Source organism: Paenibacillus sp. ALJ109b, assembly GCF_010747435.1.
Classification (GTDB): Bacteria; Bacillota; Bacilli; order Paenibacillales; family Paenibacillaceae; genus Paenibacillus; species Paenibacillus taichungensis.
In genome coordinates this window covers 13,468-30,093 of the sequence record NZ_JAAIFP010000033.1, presented here as the reverse complement: position 1 = coordinate 30,093, position 16,626 = coordinate 13,468, and the positions used below count along the sequence as shown (strand labels likewise).

The 16,626-nt window shown below is 45.2% G+C and carries 18 protein-coding genes and 1 pseudogene; 4 read left to right on the top strand and 15 right to left on the bottom strand.

Annotation, left to right across the window (positions count from 1 at the left end; all coding sequences use genetic code 11):
• Positions 1 to 18: 18 nt before the first annotated feature.
• The 6 genes from G3352_RS27125 to G3352_RS27100 form a co-directional block, all read right to left on the bottom strand.
• Entirely contained in the window at positions 19 to 900 is an 882-nt protein-coding gene (locus G3352_RS27125; RefSeq protein WP_090903667.1) for a carbohydrate ABC transporter permease, read from the bottom strand.
• A gap of 69 nt (positions 901 to 969) precedes the next feature.
• Positions 970 to 2,283 (bottom strand): ABC transporter substrate-binding protein, encoded by a 1,314-nt coding sequence (locus tag G3352_RS27120; protein WP_345940811.1) that lies wholly within the window; start codon positions 2,281 to 2,283, stop codon positions 970 to 972.
• Between the two features lie 253 nt (positions 2,284 to 2,536).
• The gene (locus G3352_RS27115; RefSeq protein ID WP_163761233.1) at positions 2,537 to 3,526 is read right to left on the bottom strand and encodes a serine/threonine protein kinase; all 990 of its coding nucleotides are present in this window, start codon (positions 3,524 to 3,526) and stop codon (positions 2,537 to 2,539) included.
• A 156-nt stretch (positions 3,527 to 3,682) separates the two neighbouring features.
• Positions 3,683 to 4,552: an alpha/beta fold hydrolase gene (locus G3352_RS27110; protein ID WP_076288017.1), complete on the bottom strand. Its 870-nt coding sequence runs from the start codon at positions 4,550 to 4,552 to the stop codon at positions 3,683 to 3,685.
• Positions 4,553 to 4,747: 195 nt separating this feature from the next.
• Positions 4,748 to 5,410 (bottom strand): ribonuclease H, encoded by a 663-nt coding sequence (rnhA, locus tag G3352_RS27105; protein ID WP_163761232.1) that lies wholly within the window; start codon positions 5,408 to 5,410, stop codon positions 4,748 to 4,750.
• A 76-nt stretch (positions 5,411 to 5,486) separates the two neighbouring features.
• Positions 5,487 to 5,978 (bottom strand): HEAT repeat domain-containing protein, encoded by a 492-nt coding sequence (locus tag G3352_RS27100; protein WP_163761231.1) that lies wholly within the window; start codon positions 5,976 to 5,978, stop codon positions 5,487 to 5,489.
• 201 nt (positions 5,979 to 6,179) lie between these two features.
• On the opposite strand from G3352_RS27100, the gene G3352_RS31320 reads away from it, so the two are divergent.
• Positions 6,180 to 6,326, top strand: coding sequence for a YetF domain-containing protein (locus tag G3352_RS31320; RefSeq protein ID WP_163761230.1), 147 nt, complete (start codon positions 6,180 to 6,182; stop codon positions 6,324 to 6,326).
• Between the two features lie 238 nt (positions 6,327 to 6,564).
• On the opposite strand, the gene ssuD is transcribed toward G3352_RS31320, so the two are convergent.
• Positions 6,565 to 7,725, bottom strand: a complete 1,161-nt coding sequence (gene ssuD / locus G3352_RS27090) for an FMNH2-dependent alkanesulfonate monooxygenase (RefSeq protein ID WP_163761229.1) — start codon at positions 7,723 to 7,725, stop codon at positions 6,565 to 6,567.
• 230 nt (positions 7,726 to 7,955) lie between these two features.
• Between ssuD and G3352_RS27085 the strand changes: the two genes are divergently transcribed.
• Entirely contained in the window at positions 7,956 to 8,558 is a 603-nt protein-coding gene (locus tag G3352_RS27085; protein ID WP_163761228.1) for a TetR/AcrR family transcriptional regulator C-terminal domain-containing protein, read from the top strand.
• Positions 8,559 to 8,780: 222 nt separating this feature from the next.
• On the opposite strand, the gene G3352_RS27080 is transcribed toward G3352_RS27085, so the two are convergent.
• On the bottom strand, positions 8,781 to 9,548 hold the full coding sequence (locus tag G3352_RS27080; protein ID WP_063568424.1) for an ABC transporter ATP-binding protein: 768 nt from the start codon (positions 9,546 to 9,548) through the stop codon (positions 8,781 to 8,783).
• 2 nt (positions 9,549 to 9,550) lie between these two features.
• Positions 9,551 to 10,627 (bottom strand): FecCD family ABC transporter permease, encoded by a 1,077-nt coding sequence (locus tag G3352_RS27075; protein ID WP_205525089.1) that lies wholly within the window; start codon positions 10,625 to 10,627, stop codon positions 9,551 to 9,553.
• 273 nt (positions 10,628 to 10,900) lie between these two features.
• Between G3352_RS27075 and G3352_RS27070 the strand changes: the two genes are divergently transcribed.
• Both G3352_RS27070 and G3352_RS27065 read left to right on the top strand, forming a co-directional pair.
• Positions 10,901 to 11,323 (top strand): MarR family winged helix-turn-helix transcriptional regulator, encoded by a 423-nt coding sequence (locus G3352_RS27070; RefSeq protein WP_163761226.1) that lies wholly within the window; start codon positions 10,901 to 10,903, stop codon positions 11,321 to 11,323.
• A 53-nt stretch (positions 11,324 to 11,376) separates the two neighbouring features.
• Positions 11,377 to 12,210 carry an alpha/beta hydrolase gene (locus tag G3352_RS27065; protein WP_163761225.1) on the top strand — a complete coding sequence of 278 codons (834 nt, stop codon included), beginning with the start codon at positions 11,377 to 11,379 and terminating at the stop codon, positions 12,208 to 12,210.
• 25 nt (positions 12,211 to 12,235) lie between these two features.
• Here the strand turns inward: G3352_RS27065 and G3352_RS31315 are convergent.
• The 6 genes and pseudogenes from G3352_RS31315 to G3352_RS27040 form a co-directional block, all read right to left on the bottom strand.
• A pseudogene (locus G3352_RS31315) lies at positions 12,236 to 12,505 on the bottom strand (sigma factor-like helix-turn-helix DNA-binding protein); the annotation flags it as partial.
• Positions 12,506 to 12,705: 200 nt separating this feature from the next.
• Positions 12,706 to 13,407: an RNA polymerase sporulation sigma factor SigK gene (gene sigK, locus G3352_RS27055; protein ID WP_064636235.1), complete on the bottom strand. Its 702-nt coding sequence runs from the start codon at positions 13,405 to 13,407 to the stop codon at positions 12,706 to 12,708.
• Positions 13,408 to 13,536: 129 nt separating this feature from the next.
• Entirely contained in the window at positions 13,537 to 13,716 is a 180-nt protein-coding gene (locus G3352_RS27050) for a hypothetical protein (RefSeq protein WP_063565447.1), read from the bottom strand.
• A gap of 49 nt (positions 13,717 to 13,765) precedes the next feature.
• Positions 13,766 to 13,975, bottom strand: coding sequence for a hypothetical protein (locus G3352_RS30965; RefSeq protein WP_205525087.1), 210 nt, complete (start codon positions 13,973 to 13,975; stop codon positions 13,766 to 13,768).
• Between the two features lie 148 nt (positions 13,976 to 14,123).
• Positions 14,124 to 15,197, bottom strand: coding sequence for a DUF3298 and DUF4163 domain-containing protein (locus G3352_RS27045; RefSeq protein WP_163761224.1), 1,074 nt, complete (start codon positions 15,195 to 15,197; stop codon positions 14,124 to 14,126).
• Positions 15,198 to 15,350: 153 nt separating this feature from the next.
• Entirely contained in the window at positions 15,351 to 16,601 is a 1,251-nt protein-coding gene (locus tag G3352_RS27040; protein WP_163761223.1) for an MFS transporter, read from the bottom strand.
• Positions 16,602 to 16,626 lie beyond the last annotated feature (25 nt).

The window sequence follows — 16,626 nt, the reverse complement described above, 5'->3', positions numbered from 1 at the left end:
ACGAAAGCGTATGCCGAATCAATAGGTATTCACCCCGCCTCTCCGGTTCAGCCGGAACACCAACACACTGAGCGCCGCTACCATCACACTGACGATAAGCCCAAGCGCCGAGGCATACCCGAAATTGAATTGCTCCAGCCCCTTTTGGAAAATATATACGCTCGAGGTCAGCGTCGACGTTCCCGGCCCGCCCTTGGTGAGAATATAGACCTCATCGAATACACGAACGGCACCCATCACCGAAATTACGGTGCAAAAGAGAATATGCGGCCGCAGCAACGGAAGCGTCACATGAATAATCAGTCTCAGTGGTCCTGCTCCATCCACTCTGGCGGCTTCGTATAGATCTGCCGGAATTCCCTGAAGCCCAGCCAGATAGAGCATCATATAATAGCCGAGACCCTTCCACATGGTGATGAACATCAGCACATACAGCGCCGTACTGCTCGTGGAAAGCCAGGAGACCTGCTCACTAAGAATGCCAACCTTCAGCAGCAGGTAATTGACCACGCCGTTATTGCCCAACAGCCAGCTCCAGATCAGCGCCACTGCGACCATGGAAGTTACAACCGGTATGTAGTAGGCTGCCCTGAACATTTTGACACCTGGAATTCGGCTGTTAACCAGAATAGCCATGAGGATCGAGATGATTTGAATCACAGGTACAACCAGCACATACACCAGCGAATTCCACAGCGAAATCAGGAAATTATGATCTTGAAAGGCCCGGGTAAAGTTATCCAGACCAACGAAATGTGTCTCCGTAATGACAGAATAATCGGTTAATGAGAGGGGTATCCCGTAAATAATCGGCCAAAAGGTGAAAATCGCCAGAAACAACAATCCCGGTGCCATAAACGCCCATGCAGCAAAAGATTCGGATCGAATCGCCTTGTACACGGCTACGCCTCCCTCTCTTCTAGGATTGAGGGGGAGTGTGCCCCCCTCATCAGACTGTACCGCCTAAGTTCAGGAATCTTGGTTAAGAATTTGGTTAACTTCCTTCTCTACTGCGTTCAACGTTTCTTTAATATCTGCTCCGTTCATCAAAATTTCCTGCAAGCCCCGTGCCAATGCGGAGTTGATATCTCCTGCATTCGGTACGCCGACCATGTAATCAGTGGCTTTATCGAGACTTTGAGAGGAGGCTACCTTGGCTTCGGCTTCCAGTGAACCGTCGGATTGTGTAAAGAACGGATCTTCAATGGAGGCTTTGCTCGACGGCAGCGTGTTGGCTACCTTGGAGAAGGCAGTCTGGTTCTCTGCATTGGTAATAAAAGCGGCAAATTCCACCGCTTGCTCAGGGTTTTTGGATTTCTGTGGTACGACGAGATCCATGGAATTGGAGAGCCGCAGGTTCGCTTTGCCCGTTGGAAGCGTTACTGCAATCGTATTCTTGTAAACATCCGGTGCAGATTTCTTGATGAAGTTGATAAAGGTTGGACCCGACAATTGGAAAGCGACCTGCTCCCCGGAAAAATACTGGATCTGCTTGCTGAATTCCGCATCCTCCTTCAGCACCACGCCTTCGGCCATCAGATCACGCATTTGAGCGATCATCGCCTCTGCTTCTGGCCTATTGAAAGCGGCGGCCGTTTTGTCCTCATTTAGAATCGGGATGCCGTCGATTGGAAACAGCTTGGAAATAAGCTGCTGCGCATAACCGGCCACTCCGGTCTTTTCATGGACCTGACGGGCCCACTCCACGAGTTCCTCTCGGGTCTGCGGCGGATTTGCCGGATCAAGGCCTGCCTCCTTCACCAGCTTGGTATTCATGAACAGCACTTCGGTACCTGTGTACCAAGGAAGCGCGTAAGCTTTGCCATCCAAAACAGTAGAATTATAAATGCCTTCAAAGTAACTCTTCGCTTCCTCATCTGTCAGGTATTCATTCAGATTCAGCAGCGCTCCCTTACTTCCCAATTGACTGGCGAATTCGGTATTGAGGTTCACAACATCAGGGCTTTTGCCACTGGCCGTACTGGTCAATAAACGCTGTGAAATGGCATCATAAGGATAATCCTTCCACTCGACTTTCACGCCAGGATGACTGCTCTCATACTTGGCAATCAATTCATTGAAGTAATCGTTGAACGTTGGCTGTAAAGCAATCGTCCAAAACTCCAGCGTCACCGGCTTTCCAGCTTCCGTACCCGTCTCCCCAGTGCTTCCCGGGCTCAGCGTACCAGCCGTATTGTCATTTCCTCCGCAGGCGGCAAGCAGCATAGACATCATAACGACTAGCAGCAAAGATACTGTGAAGCCCTTTCTGTTGGTGGTCACACAACATTCCCCCTCAGTTTGGTATAAGACGGGAGCCGGCGCTTACGTCAGATTTCCTGGCTAATTACTCCATCTTTCCAATGGAGTATATGCAGACACTGGAGTTAGAATGAAGTATTCTTCCAAAAATAAATTAAAAAAAGAAATAATTTTTCTTTTAGGCTAAAAAAACACAAAAAACAAGCCAGTTCGATCCGTGAAAGGACCAAACTGGCTTATTTGTTACGACTATATGTATAAGACAAGGCTGCAATCAAGCCGTCTCATGCTGTTTCTTCGGCTCTGCTTCATAGACTTGGGTATGTTCATTTTCAGTTAGAGCCCATTCTACCGTGCCAGGTTTGCGTATTTTCCACATCCAGGCCTGTACTTGAAGTGATCTCTTAACCCATGCGAGGGAAGCACAACGTTGCTCGGAACGAACCGATAATCCCCAGTGAATAACGCGTGCGAGCCACCGGTTCACATACTCATTATGAGAACGTACAGATGGCAATTCATCGCGGAACAGTCGCTGTTTTACATCCATAGGGGGCTGCCCGCATGTCCAATAATGAAGCAACGCTGCCAGGCTATATATGTCTGACATCGGTCCCTGACTGGATTTCTCCGAGTAGAACTCAAGCGGCGAATACCCGGCCGATGTAAAGATCGCCTGTTTTTCCCCGGATTGTACAGGCCAACGAGCTGCTGAACCGAAGTCCAGTAGTTTGGGCGTACCGTCTTCCATCACCATAATATTGGATGGCTTCACATCACGATGAAGAATTCCCTGCTTATGAATATAGTCCAGTGTATCTACCAGCGGGAGCAATGTCTCCGTAATAAATGCCGCGTCCAGTGCATGATTTCGCTCAATCAGATATTCGGTTAAGGTTACCCCTGTACAATATTCCATAACAAGATACCCTGTGTCATTTTCTTCGAAATGATCCACGTACGACACAATATGAGGATGATTCAACGTGGATAACAGCTCTCCTTCTACCAAAAATGCAGCAAGAAGTTCCTGATACTGACCACTGAACCCCCGTGAAGAACAGAACACTCCCCGTTTGTCAGCCTGACGTGCTGCCAGCCTTTGGGGGAAAAACTCCTTAATCGCTACCTTTGCACCTGTATTCCGATCTCTTCCTGCATATACGATAGCCAACTCACTGCTAGCCATAAGATGTCTTACCTGATATGTATCATTTAAAATTACATTGCGTTGCAATGCCATTTTGCAATTGTCCTTTTTCATAACAGACCCTCTTTTCAACCTTGTCGATCGGAAGACTTGCCGCATGTTGCATCATTCGGTCCAACCAGACAGGCGTTTTATCGCCAACCATGTATATAAACCAAATGATGCAATTTGAATCACAACCATGCGGAAATATTAAAAAAATTTCTATATTTAATAATTCTTCTGTAAAAATTGCTGAATTTCTTGGTTCATCTGCTTCAACACGTCTTGAGACGGAAAATGACCTGTGTCGTATTTGATTGCTTTGACATTCGGAATAATCTTCTGAGCTCTTTCAATGACCTTATCTGCAGGGAAAAAGACATCCTTTTCTCCCACCAGCAGCAGTGTTGGCGATGTATAATTCACCAATTCGTCCTGCTCCGTAAGCTTGGGCATATCCTGCTCCAGACTGACGTATTTGAAGATTTTCCCGATTATATTTTTATCTATTTCTTTCATACAACTGCATGACATGATATCCGCGATCTTTTGCAAAGAAGTTGGAGAAGAAGTCATTTTGTACGTTACGAGTGGCAACACGATATCCTGAGCCATTTTAATTTTGGATCCTACGGCCAGTCCAGCGGGTGCTACCAGAACAGAACATGCAATTCGGTCCGGAATGTAAGTTGCCAGTCTTAGGATAATTCCGCCTCCAAAGGAAGGACCGATAAACGCACTTTTTTCGATCTTGTAGTGATCCAGCAAATCAGAAATCCACAAAGCCAAACTATCAAACCTTGCCGAAATTCGTGTTTCTTCACTGTAGCCTGGATGACCGATCGTATCCGGCGCGATAATCCGGTAATCTTTGAAAAGAGAAGAGAACCATGACAACGTCATCGGATTCACACAATTTCCGCCCTGGAGAATAAATAGCGGCTTACCGTCTTCTGGACCTGTTAATAAAACATGCGTTTGTCCAAAACGTGTCTCGACGTACTCTCGTGTAAAACCTTCGCCCAATTGCTCAACATACGCTTCGTATTCCTCAAGTATGCTGCTCTTGCCTTCTTCACTTCTATAAATGGAACTCATGTCTGCCTCCTGCAAAGTATACTCTTTCAACATTTTATGGATTTTAAGGTCCATAAATATAAAAGAGCCCGCTGATGACAGGCTCCTTCATATGTGTAACTTATCATAATGAACTGATTATAGAATGGAAACTGGAAATTGTAAACATCGTTTCTCATAGAAAATTAATAATACAGAAATTGTAGAGAAATAGGGCTATTTTCGGCCGTAATCCGCCTTGATTTCGCCCCACTGCTTGGTCTGCCATTTTAGCACTTTATTGCTGTACGTATTCGTACGCAGCCACTGCTCGGCACGGTCAATCATCAGCCAGATCTCTTCGGTGGAAGCATCCCTTGCGAGTGTGGTGGATACCGCTTTTTGCTTCAACCATTTCATCGCATTGACGGAGTCCGTATAAACCGACTTACTACTGCCTTCTTTTTTGAGATACGCCAAGGCATGTACGATTGCCAGAAATTCCCCAAGGTTGTTTGTACCTTTGGAAATTGGCCCAACGGAGAAAATAATCTCACCCGTGCGGGTATCCACGCCTTTATATTCCACTGGCCCTGGATTCCCACGCGTACCAACATCAACCGAGATGCTGTCATAGTCAATTTCTGCGGAGGTCTCCATGCCCGCGCTTCTTCCGCTACTGCTAGACTTCGTCTTCGAAGAAGCGCCTGAACCACTGGCACCCGTACCCCAGTTTCCTTTCCATCCTGCACGATATGCCTCTTCGGCGGCAGCTTTCGATTCATACGATTTATATTTTGCTCCGGTAAAATGATCCGTTTGTGCTTTGCATTCCGCCCATGTGCTGTATACGCCAGGCTGCTTTCCTGCCCAGACGACATAGTATTTCTGCTTTGCCAATATGACCCGCTCCTTCGTATGCTGCATTCAATTCCTTATTGTAAACGATAGGGAGGTCAGATTGAAAGAAACGTGTTCATCTAATTTCTTGATACCTCCATTTCTTCAACATGTCTAATGCTACTTCCAGAAGCTTGCTTTGGTTATGTGAGATTTGCATTTCAATAATTGTTTGACACCTAAGGTTTTGTAAATCCGATAACCTATCCATCATCTGCTCCAGCAACATAAATGACTGCGCGCTCACTTCCAGACTGGAATCACCGATAAATGGAATAATGTTCTCAATATGTACTATGTAATCCAGATTTTCAAGAGCGTATAGCAATGTGCCTCTACTTCCTGATGTCTTGGAGTCGGTGATGACTTCAATTAACGGTTCGACTGCTCGATCATCTCCAATGTCAGATAAAGCGATAGCAATTGTGTTGCGTAGTATGGCGTTGTCCGTAGATTTCAGGAGTTCAATCAAAAAAGCGAATTGAGTTATATCCTTTTTTTCACCAATATATGCTATTTGTTTAACAACGCCTTCCATATCTCCTTGGGAAAGATGCTTTTGTAACATGTTTGTATACATTGTACGTTGTATCACTCCTCATTTTTTAGAAGAAAGCTCTCCATAATAATATCGGTCATTTCCTTATTTTAGGATGTAGTATAATGGTCCTTATAATGTCGGGACTATTTTCCTTATCCACATCTCTTCTCCTAAGCAGTTGTATATTTCAACCAGATCAGGAACAGGCTAAGAAAATACGAAACATGATTGGGTACAGAAAGGAATACAACCAATGGACTGGATATGGAATTCCATCTTGGGATTACAAGTATTGCCGATCTGGAAACGGCCACGATGGAACCAAACGGGCAACTCGGTTATGTGCTCAAACGGCACGCACGCCCAGTAACATAGGCGATTTGGAAGCACTCCTGAAGCAAGGTACGTGGCCCACGGAATCCAAGGAACTGTTCCAGGAGGTCATCCAGGATGGACACTCGCGTCCAATTGACTCCAAGATACATTAAATGAAATAGTTGAATAGAATATAGAGATGGCTGGCCGCAGGTGGCCCCTTTCTACAGCATGAAAAAAGACACCCGAATGCCTTCAGGTGTCTTTTAGTTGTCTTAATCTGCAATCCGTTATGAAATTAAGACTTAGAGGTAACTTCAGTTTTGACCATGTGGTCCGGAATGTTGTTATTGGCAATGATTTCTCCAAATGGACCAACAAAGGAATGATCGCCGCTTTCTCCATGTTGCGAGTACTGAAGCTTTGGAAATAATAGCTCCGCGGTACGATAACATTCTTCCAGATGCGGATAACCGGATAAAATGAAGGTCTCGATCCCCAGTTCTTCATACTCTCTGATTCTGGCTGCCACCTGATCGGGATCACCGACAAGTGCGGTTCCGGCACCACCTCTAACCAAGCCGATGCCCGCCCACAGATTGGGGCTAATCTCTAGATTGGAACGATCACCATTATGCAGCTTGGCCATTCTCTGCTGTCCTACGGAATCCATGCGAGCATAGATCTTCTGGGCAGCGGCTATCGTCTCCTCATCCAGCTGGGAGATCAGCTCATTAGCGGCCTTCCATGCTTCGTCTGCTGTCGGACGCACAATAACATGCATACGTATGCCAAAACGAATACTTCTTCCTTTTTTTGCAGCCAGCTCCCGCATTTGATGAATTTTGGCTTCCACCTGACTTGGAGGCTCACCCCACGTTAAATACACATCGACATGGTCCGCTGCCACTTCCATTGCGGCTTCCGAGGAACCTCCAAAATAGAGTGGGGGATGTGGCTTTTGGATGGTCGGATACAGGACAGAGCCACCCTTAACCTTCAGATATTTGCCTTCATAGTCAACCGCCTCTCCCTCCAATTCCTTGCGCCAAATGGTCAGAAATTCATCGGCTAACGCATAGCGCTCATCGTGGTCCAGGAACAGCCCTTCTCCCTCAAGCTCAATTGGATCTCCACCAGCCACCACATTGATCAGCAGCCTTCCTTTGGAGAAACGATCCAGGGTTGCGGCCATGCGTGCAGCTGTGGTTGGCATCATCAGACCTGGACGCGCAGCGACAAGAAACTTGAGCCTTTCCGTGGAAGAAATCAGCGATGAAGCCACAATCCAGGCATCTTCACACGATTTTCCCGTAGGTAACAAAACACCGGCATATCCAAGTTCATCCGCGGCTTGTGCCACCTGCTTGCAGTAATGATAACTGACTGCCCGGGCTCCTTCTTTTGTTCCAAGATACCTACCATCCCCGTGTGTGGGAATAAACCAAAACAGTTCCATAGGTATGACCTCATTCCTATCTTTATATTTTATTTTTCCGATTGATTTGGTATGTTTTATTTATTATGATAGCTATTATCCGTTGGATATCAACGATCAATTAGGCAGAATCTGACGGTTAAGCAACGCATTTGACCGATGTGTTGCGAAATGTCTTATTAATCTACATTCCTAAACCATTTGAAGGCTCAACAAAGTTGATCAATCCGTTGTTTTCGAGGTGATGAGAAGTGAATGAATCCCGTGGAGTGGATCGAAGAATTTTACGGACCCGTGTGATGATTTCCAAAGCTCTCCTGAAAATTCTGCCACAGAAAGCCTTTACCGAAATTAGTGTCGTGGACATCGCCGAACAAGCGAATATCAATCGATCTACCTTCTACGCCCACTTTCTGGACAAGGATGATTTATTGGATAGCATGGTGAATGAGAAATTTCAACTGCTTGAGCAGTTACTGGCGGAACGGAATGCTCATCTTGGGAGCCTAAATTCATTTAACGAGCCAGATCCCATTTTTGCAGTATTGTTCGAGCACATACTAGAGCATGATGAATTCTATCGGGTGATGGTACTCATTAATCCTGCCGGGAATTTCAACAGGCGGTTGAATGAAGTGATTAGAGAGATGTTTTTGGATCGGATATCCCAATTAGGTATGGAGCAAAAAGAAGTGCCTCTGGATATTTTGCTGGATCACATCAGCTTCTCCACCATTGGAATTATTCACAAATGGCTTGCTGACAATAAGGTAAATTCACCTCATCATATGGCTCTTCAACTAACCCGAATTGCCCTGTTGGGAACATATAAAGCAATGGGAGCATTGGTTTAGAGGGAGTAGCCCCGCCTTCAAAAAAGGTGAGGCATGGCATCTGAATACACGTGACATGTGACACTTGACTCTAGAACAAAAAGAACTGTCATTTAAGCATATATTCCGCTTAAAGACAGTTCTTCTTTTGCTACTTACTCCATAATTGCCTGTGCAACCGGAGTTATAGTGGAAGAGATAATGAGAGAACATTTGTGAGTTTCAGCTAAGACAGTCCTTGTCTCACCGTGTACTCAAATAGGCAATACCCAAGCCACCGGTAACCGGATTTTCGTAGATTTCACATTCCACGTCGAATACTTCACCAATCATTTCACGGGTCAGGATATCGGCGGGTTTGCCATGAACCACAATCTGTCCCTGCTTCACAACATAGAGGTAATCACAATACTCTGCGGCGAGTTCGAGATCATGAAGCGCAGCCAATATGCCGATATCCAGACTCCGCACAATGTTGAGGATCTGAAGCTGATATTTGATATCCAGATGATTGGTAGGCTCGTCCAATATCAGAAATTCGGGCTGCTGCGCCAGCACTCGGGCGAGGACCACACGCTGCTTCTCCCCGCCGGACAGGGACACGTAATTGCGGTCCGCATGTCCGGTCAGATGTACCTTTTCCAACGCCTGCTCCACGATTTCATAATCCCGTTCATTATCCGTCTCCAGCAGCTTCTTGTGAGGAGTGCGACCCATCATGACCATTTCACGCACAGTAAAATCAAAGCTCAATTCGTTAAACTGACCTACAACGCCCATATGCCGGGACACGACCTTGGGACTGGATTTCAAAATGTCCGTATCATCGAGAAATACTTTGCCTTGCTGCGGTTTGATCACTTTATAGATGCTCTTGAGCAGCGTTGATTTGCCACAACCGTTCGGGCCAATCAGCCCGACGAATTGCTTGCCTTTTACCTGTAAAGAAATGTCCCGGATAATATCCGTGTTCAGCACCGATATGGATACATTTTCTACATTCAGTTTCATGTTTATTTTCCTCCAAAACCGTAGCCTTTTTTGACTAACATATACATAAACATCGGCGCACCAATCATCGCTGTAATGATCCCGATCGGCAATTCAACGCTGGAAATCAGTGATCGTGCAATAACATCCGTCCAGATCAGGAAGATGGCACCGAATAGTACGGATACTGGCATGACTTTACGATGGTCAGATCCAACCAGCCCTCTCACAATATGCGGAATAATCAATCCGACAAAACCGATCATGCCGCAGCTTGCCACCATTACGCCGGTGACGAGAGCCGTTAACAGCATATACAACCTGCGATATACACTGAGATTAATCCCTAGCGTAACCGCAGCTTCGTCACCCAGCAGCATCGTATTAAGGACCCGGGATTGCAACAGGAAGAACAGAATGGCTACGAGCACAACGATGCTAATCAGCGGAAGCTTGTTCCATCCTGATGAGGCAAGACTGCCCATGGTCCAGAATGTTACGGTCTTGATGCCTTCAGAATTGTTGGCAAAATAAATGATAAAGTTCGAAAAGGCACTGCACAGTGCATTAATGACCATCCCGGCAAGCACCAGCTTGACCGATGTCATTTTCCCCCGAATACCTGCGAGAGCCAGGACCAACAAGGATGCACCCATCGCTCCGGCAAATGCCCAGAAGGCCACCCCGGTCTGACCAAGCCAGCCAATCGCGCCAAATCCGATCAGAATGGCAAACGTAGCCCCGAGTGAAGCTCCTGAGGAGATCCCAAGTATATACGGGTCTGCAAGTGGATTCTGCACGGCAGCCTGCATAACTGCACCACACAGAGCTAACCCGGCACCGATAAACATGGCCATCAGTACACGCGGAAAGCGAATCTGCCAGATGATATCCGTAAAGGACCCCGCCTCAATCGGCGTAGAGCCGAATTGAAATCCGGTTAATTTGTACAACAGAATACGATAAGACTCGGCAAGCGGAATGCTCACCTGTCCAATGGATACAGCAATCCCAACCGAAACAACCATTACGATGACTAAAGCGGCAATTAATACTGCAAAACCGGATTTGCTGTGAATCAGGGACTCCCTTTTTCCCATACGCTGCTTCTGAATCTGAGCCGTCTGTGCCATCTCTTCCCCCATCAATTTCACTTGAATTTGAATAATAAAAATTTAGCTATTTACAAAGCATTTTCTCGGATTATAATTGAGAATGATTATCTTTGTCAATTATAAATATACAAAAAAAGGGACATTCGAACACAACCAAAAGAGCAGGAAATTATTCTAGCTGCTCTTTTTTATCTCCTTTACACACCAATATTGAAATCCGAGCTTGACATTAGTTTGATAACAAACTATATTACTCGTATGAAAACGACAGACGCTATATCACTCATATCCAAAATTAAAGAGAAGGTCAACCGCTTCATTTTATCCGAGATGGCTGAACAAGGAATCCAGGATCTGGCCACGTCCCATGGGGATATCATCTACGCCCTGTACAATAATTCTCGAATGACCATGGCTGAGATCGCCAAAAAAATCGGTAAGGATAAATCCACGGTCACAGCGCTTGTAGACAAATTGGTGCGCAACGGTTATGTCGCCAAAGAACGTGATGCAACAGATTCACGGATTGTCCATGTGACATTGACTGCAAAAGGAGAAGAGCTTAAACCGGTATTTGAACATATTTCACGTCGTATGCTGGACGCGTTTTATGCGGATGTTACTGAAGCGGAGAAAAAAGAACTGCTTCGAATTTTGATGAAAATTCACGGCAACTTCTAATTTTTTTTTGGAGTAATAGTTTGATATAAAACTAATTTTGGAGGTTTGTCCTAATGATCGATTTTACTCAATTGCTACCTAAACATGAAGTCAAGACGATAGGAAAACATGATTTGCACCTAGAAATATATGAAGCTGATACGGCTCCCCACTCGGTAAATTCAGTAACAAAGCCACCTCTCTTGTTTGTTCATGGCGCATATACAGGCAGCTGGATGTGGAGCAAATATATCCCCCACTTCGTTGAACAAGGCTGGACCTGCTACGTTATGAACCTCAGAAGTCATTACAAAAGCCGGGTAATAGACATGACGAAAATTACGTTTGAGGATTATTTGGAGGATATCCGCGAAGTTCTGGCAGAGTGTACAGCGCCCCCTGTTCTCATCGGCTTCAGCATGGGCGGAATACTCAGTCAGAAGATTGCCGAGACGATTGCTTTAGCTGGATTGGTCGTGATTGATTCCAGTCTAAGCCAGGAAGTTCATCAATTGATTCCCTATCCTGAGAGTAATCGAATTACACCTGACATTGTCATCCCTCCCCCGGCCCGCGAAGAGCACAGCAGTATTGATGAATCAGCGGAGGATATTGCATTTCAGCGTAAATATCTGCAGATGGAGTCATCGAAGGCATTTCTCACGTTCTCGGCGGCATTTGGGTCAAGCGGCGGTGTATCCATCAACGGCAATTTAATTACATGTCCAAGTCTGGTCATCAAAGCCGTAGAATCCGATGATGAGGAGCGAAGAGGTCAATTGACTGCAGGACAGCTTGGCGCTGAATATGCAGGGCTGTGGGACACCACCCATACCGGATTGCTCGTCGGCCAGCGATATTTGGAAGTTGTGGAGATCATCCTGAAATGGTTAAATCGGGGGAATTAAAGTTAAAGCGAGCAAAAAATGCCCGCTACTCAATGCGTGATACATGGGAGCGTGAGCTGCCAGTTTCCTTGGCAATCCCGCGTTGAGTGCGCTCCTCCCCGCCTGCTTTAGGCTGAATTGATCAATAACAACATCCTTCTCCCAATCTTCTAAGATGTCGAGATTGCGATAAATTTTATTTTACTCAATCTTGAGTTGCACCTTTTCTACAACTCCGTCGGCTTCTGTTCCGAGAATATCGGTAATGGTGATTTCCCTCTTTGTCCGTTCCTATCTAATCATGAAGGGACGCATCTTATATGTTTTCTTCATGGTGCGAGGCAATTAGTCATATGCAACTAATATAACGCGCAAATCCCTGCCACGTCTCCAGTGGTACGCAGTACTCGTACTCGTTGATTTGCGCAGCAACTAAAACAAAAAAGCAACTCATCCGCAGACAAGTCGCTTCCTCTAAACGCTATTGTTAGCTCTACTACCTTGTAGCTTGTAATCTCACTGCTTCGCCTTATAAAACTCGTGATACAGCTTCATAAGCGCCCTCTTCTCAATCCGTGATACATAGGAGCGTGAGATGCCAAGTTCCTTGGCTATCTCGCGCTGGGTGCGCTCTTCCCCGCCTGCCTCAAGGCCGAATCGGCCAATAACAACTTCCTTCTCCCGATCATCCAAGATGTCGAGATTGCGGTAAATCTTGCTTTTTTCAATCTTGAGTTGCACCTTATCTACAACGTCGTCGGCTTCTGTTCCGAGGATATCTATAAGGGTGATCTCATTTCCCTCTTTGTCCGTTCCGATTGGATCATGTAGAGATACGTCTTTGCGTGTTTTCTTCAGGGAACGCAAATGCATAAGTATTTCGTTTTCAATACAGCGGGCAGCAAACGTAGCGAGTTTAGTCCCTTTGCCTTGTTGAAAACTTTCGATCGCCTTAATCAAACCAATCGTTCCGATCGAAATCAAGTCTTCCTGGTCTTCGCCAGTATTGTCAAATTTCTTGACGATATGCGCGACGAGGCGCAGATTGTGTTCGATAAGCAAATTACGTGAATGTGCGTTGCCTTCAGCCATAAGGCGTAAATGTTTGGCTTCATCATCCTCAGCCAGTGGCTGGGGAAATGCATTATTTTTGACATACGAGACGAGTAACGTTAACTCTTTGATGAACAGGGCAATTGCGGTAAACAATCCGGGCACAGATGACACCTCCTGCAGTTTTACAACGATCTGGCCTGAGCACATGTGGGAACAGGGTCGATTTATTGTATGTAGGCGTGTGCCCAGAAGTGCACGTACACTTGAAAAAGGGAAGTTATTCGCGAAGATTTATACACTCACTGAAACAATAGAGCCCACCTTTTGAAGGATGAGGAATTCTTTCTCGACACTATCGATAAAATACTTCTTCTCACCAAATATCACGACATCATTCTCGGCTAATTGAACATCGCTTTTGAAATAAATAAAATTGTCCGTTTCTCTGAACGCACCTTTGTAGTAGTACAAGTTGTCACCTTCTCCTTGGAAAAATGAATGATTTCAACTACTATATTTACTATTCTTTCCGTTTAAAACACAGCTTGTAAAGCATAAGCCCCATCCCAGATGAACAAATAAGATAGCCAAAGAACAAGAACAGTAAATAAATACCATGAAGATCTTCTGGAATTTGATTTACACCTTCAAACCACGCAGAACGAATAGGATAAAGTAGCGCTACCCAAATGATCAGCAAGATCAGAATATAATTAATTATTTTTCTCACAATAACGATCCTTTCAAGTCTGAGTGGAAACAGGAAATAATATATAGCAACTCCTACAACGAAAGTAAAAAAGCCGCTAGATTAGCGACTTCCTATGGTACAATGTTTCCGCCCCAACACTTGGAGAGTACAAAATCAGCATCTTTTCTTAGTAATGTGAGATGGTAATGCCATGAATGATTCCCTCGGTTGAATTGGAGGCGAAATGGACTCGGGTGTCCCCAAAACGATAGGAGAGTAAATATTCTTCTTGAATATCAGGGTTCTCACCCTTTTGACCTTTTCCCAATATCTTCTCAATGTCACTGAAGGTTTTCATAGGGAGAGTTTTCCAACTCAAATAAATATGATCAAGACGGTCTGTGTCCCCCTCCCCAAAATTAAAGGAAGCATACTCTACCCCTTCAAATATCCAGAAAAGTCCTCCCATTTCCGGTTCATAATAGGGTTCACTATCCGAACTTTTCAGCGCTTTCGATACTTCCGCTTTTGTTTGTCCAAAGCTTATATTTTCAAAACCCGGTATTCTTCCACTCTTCAACTCTTGAATGGAGTTTTTATTTAAATCAAAAAATGGCCTGTTCAGTTCAGACTGAATTTTGGAGAAAGGAACTTTTACCTCTATAAATCCCGCCACATAAGGCCCGACTTCGTATGGATTGAATACCATGACAATTCCTGTGTTTTGGTAGTAAAAGCTAGATGTATTCGACAAGGGAAAGTTATAAAAACTGTCCGGGAAAACATTCTCATTACTCTTTAGGCCTGATTCAATACCCTCAGCTAGATTAACAGCTTGTTTATTGGTTTGAACCACTTGGTTCAAGTAGAGGCGCTTTCCTGTTGTTAGATCATAATTATAAGTCGTTACTTCTTCATACCCGTGCGCGCCGCCTCTGAAATTATAATCTGTATATACAATAGATAGTAGGTTGTTTTGATTGTATTTAGTCTGTGCAGTGGTATTCCAGTAAAAGTAATCTTGCTGTTTTTTTAGATATGTATTCTCTTTAGCGGCATTTACGGCATGGATTTTGAGTGTTTTATTTATTTTATCCCTGACCTTTTGTTCGCCGCCAATAATTTGAACATACTTTTGCCCTTTATACGAGTAAATTTTTGTCGTTACTGTGCTCGACCCGGCTGCATTCGCATCACTTATTGGGATTATAAATAGAAACACCAATAAGAAGCTTATTAACATAGCAAATGTTTTATTCAAATTGAAATCCATCCTTTCTAATTATTATGATATACCAATAATACTGTAACTTGGCTGGTTTGTCTTTTTCTAGTTGAAACTGTAATCCAGCCATAGAACAGCCTCCATCCCACACGTTAATGCGGAGTGAAGGCTGCATCTACCTATCTTTATTTAATTCACCGGTGCCGGCTCTACAGCATCGGCGATTTCCGGCAATCTCGTTTTGCGTTCCATTGTCACGCTAATAAATAATCCAACAAGTCCAAGTGCTGCAATAACTGCTGCATACAACGGTACTGAGATAAGTCCGGTATGCGTAATTGCAAACCCGCCCAAATAGGCACCACCTGCGTTGCCCAGATTAAAGGCCGAGTGACTCGACGTCGTCGCCAGCAGCGGTGCTTCGCGAGTCATATTCATAATTCGAATTTGCAACCCTGGCATAATACCAAAAGCCGCAACGCCCCAGCAGAAGATGGTGATTACCGCGAGATACGGATTGTCCAGCGTCAACGTTAAGGCCGCCAACAAAACTGCCAGTATACCAAAGTTAACCATCAAGGAAGGCATCAGCTTCCAGTCTGCCAGACGACCGCCAAGCATATTACCCAATGTAACGCCGACACCGAACAGCACCAGAATCCAAGTCACGCTCTGCTCAGCAAAACCACTAATATCGACAAGCATTGGTGTTATATAGGTGAACACAGCGAACAGACTTCCACAGCCCAGCGCACCAATCAGCAATATTAATAACACTTGAGGGCGAACCAGATTCCGGAATTGCTGGCCAAGGTTTGCTGGCGGTCCCTGCTGAATCACCGGAATGAAACGAATGATACCAATCAATGAGATGATGCCAAGAATGGTAATGGCTCCGAACGATGACCGCCATCCGAGCTGCTGCCCAATGAAGGTACCAAACGGCACACCGATAATGTTGGCAATCGTTAATCCAGCCAGGACTACGGATACTGCCCCTGCCCTTCTCTCCGGTGCAACCAACCGCGTTGCCATCAGCGAGCCTACACCTAGAAACGTACCGTGGGCGAATGCCGTTAGAATACGTGCCGAGATGAGCAACCCGTAAGTTGGTGCAATAACAGACAATGCATTTCCGATGATAAAAATACACATCAGCAGTACCAGCAGTTTTTTCTGCGGTATCTTGTGCGTGAACACGGTTAGTATAGGCGCACCCACCGCCACACCAAGCGCGTAACCCGTAATTAACTGCCCTGCTTGGGGGATGCTCACATTCAAATCCGTCGCTACATTGGGCAGAAGGCCCACAATAATAAACTCTGTCATGCCAATGGCAAAAGCCCCTACCGTCAGACATAAAAGGGATAAAGGAAACGTCCCTCGTTTAGCAGATTTCGTAACTTGCGATTCCGTTTGAGATGACTCTGTCTTACGCATATGATGTTCTCTTCTCCTGTCTCTT